The organism is Chryseobacterium sp. c4a, assembly GCF_009900745.1.
Classification (GTDB): Bacteria; Bacteroidota; Bacteroidia; order Flavobacteriales; family Weeksellaceae; genus Chryseobacterium.
In genome coordinates, this window is the sequence record NZ_WXVU01000054.1 from 1 (window position 1) to 517 (window position 517).

A 517-nucleotide genomic window follows, 5' to 3' on the forward strand; every position below is an offset into this window, starting at 1 on the left:
GAGCCCGTAACCAATTTGGCGTTAGACAAACCAATCTCGCTTCAGGCAACGACCTCAGGGTTTACTGATCATGTACTTAGAGGTACAGATGGACAAGGCCGGACAGGCAAAATTGACTCTAAGAGTGATGCAAGAGATCGTATAGATGCTACATTTACTGTGAGAAAAGGAATGAGCAATAATCTATGTTATTCCTTTGAATCTGTGAATTACCCGGGACAATATCTATATGCCCCATCCGGAGATAAAGGACAGCAGATAGGCGTTGGTACCATTGACGGTGCTAATCGCCGAACCGAGGCGACATTTTGTGCTTTCAAAAATGTTGGAAGTAAGGATGGTATTATACTAAAGAATTCTATGCCAAATAATCCGGAAAAGTATATTCGACACGTTGATGGTAAGGTTTGGGCAGATCCTGCCCTTAAAAGTATTTCCAATCAAAATACATTTGCCCAGGATATGGTATGGAAGGTTATTGATCCGTTATGGAATGTTGAGCCCGTAACCAATTTGG

1 protein-coding gene is annotated in these 517 nt (G+C 42.0%); it reads left to right on the top strand.

What is annotated here, in order from left to right; genetic code table 11:
• The coding region (locus tag GTR01_RS24445; protein WP_185155167.1) for an AbfB domain-containing protein at window positions 1-517 on the top strand (517 nt) is incomplete at both ends.